At 77.0% G+C, this 1,419-nt stretch carries 2 protein-coding genes; one reads left to right on the top strand and one right to left on the bottom strand.

Annotated features, from left to right (window positions below; translation table 11 throughout):
* The coding region (locus G3I42_RS29055; protein ID WP_239096751.1) for a small ribosomal subunit Rsm22 family protein at window positions 1-490 on the top strand (490 nt) is incomplete at its 5' end.
* On the opposite strand, the gene ddaH is transcribed toward G3I42_RS29055, so the two are convergent.
* Complete coding sequence (gene ddaH, locus G3I42_RS29050) at window positions 397-1,326, bottom strand: dimethylargininase (protein WP_164290728.1); 930 nt, start codon at window positions 1,324-1,326, stop codon at window positions 397-399. The genes G3I42_RS29055 and ddaH overlap by 94 nt on opposite strands.
* Window positions 1,327-1,419: the final 93 nt, after the last annotated feature.

The following is a 1,419-nucleotide window of genomic DNA, read 5'->3' as shown; positions in this document are numbered from 1 at the left end:
CGACGACCCCGGCGCCGCGATCGTCGTCACCGAACCCGGCACCCCCGAGGGCTACGCCCGCGTCCTCGCGGCGCGCGACCGCCTGCTCGCCGCCGGGCTGCACGTCGCCGCCCCCTGCCCGCACGACGGGCGCTGCCCCATCGAGCCGGGCCGCGACTGGTGCCACTTCTCGGCCCGCGTCGCGCGCTCCTCGCTGCACCGCCAGGTGAAGGGCGGCGCGCTGCCGTACGAGGACGAGAAGTTCTCCTACGTCGCGGCCACGCGCGCCACCCCCGAGCGCGTCCCCACCCGTATCCTGCGCCGCCCGCAGATCCGCAAGGGCCAGGTCCTCCTGGAGCTGTGCGAGCCGGACGAGTCCCTGCGCCGCGCGACGGTCACGAAGCGGCAGGGGCCCCTCTACCGGGCGGCGCGGGACATCGACTGGGGCGACGCGTGGCCCCCGGCCGAGGACGCGGCGGCGGTGGACGCGGGCGGGGGCACGGACGGCTGAACGAGCGCGGGCCGCAGTTCCTGCGTACAGCACTTCACGCTTCCGCCCCCTTTCACCAGCTCGTCCAGCTCCGCCCCCACCGGGTCGAAGCCCCGCTCCCGCAGCGGGCCGAACAGGCCCCGCGCCTCGCGCGGCAGCACCACGTGCCGCCCGTCCGAGACCGCGTTGAGGCCCAGGGCGAGCGCGTCCGCCTCGCTCGCGAGGAGCGCGTCGGGGAAGAGCGCGGCGAGGACCGCGCGGCTGCCCGGCGAGAACGCGCCCGGGAAGTACACGACCTCCTCGCGCTCCGCGTCGAGGACGGCGAAGGCCGTGTCCAGGTGGTAGAAGCGCGGGTCGACCAGCTCCAGGCCGATCGCCGGGCGGCCGAAGAACTCCTGCGCCTCGGCCGGCGCGAGCGGCGAGGAGCGGAAGCCGTGCCCGGCGAGGAGCCAGCGGCCCGTCACGGCGAAGTCCCCCTCGCCCTCGTTGACCCGCACGGGCACCCCGACCTCCGCCCAGCCCCGCGCCGTGAACCAGGCCCGGTGCGCCGCCGCCTCCGGCTCCCGCTCGGCGAAGGCGAACCGCGCCCCGAGCACCCGCCCGCCGACCACGGTCGCCCCGTTCGCCGCGTACACCATGTCCGGCAGCCCCGGCTCCGGGCCGAGCACGTCCACCGTGTGCCCGAGCGCCCGGTAGCGGGCCACGAGCCCCTCCCACTGCGCGAGCGCCCGCGCCCGGTCCACGGGGGTGCCCGGGTCCATCCACGGGTTGATCGCGTAACGGACCTCGAAGTGCTCAGGGGGGCACATCAGGTAGTGGCGCGGGCTCGCCTCGCGGGCGCTCGCGGTACGGATCACGGCAACCTCCTCGTACGCGGAGTACGGAGATCTCGCGGGCCCGCGCGCGCTCGCGCGGCCCGCCGCCGCGCCACCCCGGCACGGCACGGCCAT

Source organism: Streptomyces sp. SID11385, assembly GCF_010548245.1.
Lineage (GTDB): Bacteria > Actinomycetota > Actinomycetes > Streptomycetales > Streptomycetaceae > Streptomyces.
This window is presented reverse-complemented; position numbering and strand designations above follow the sequence as displayed.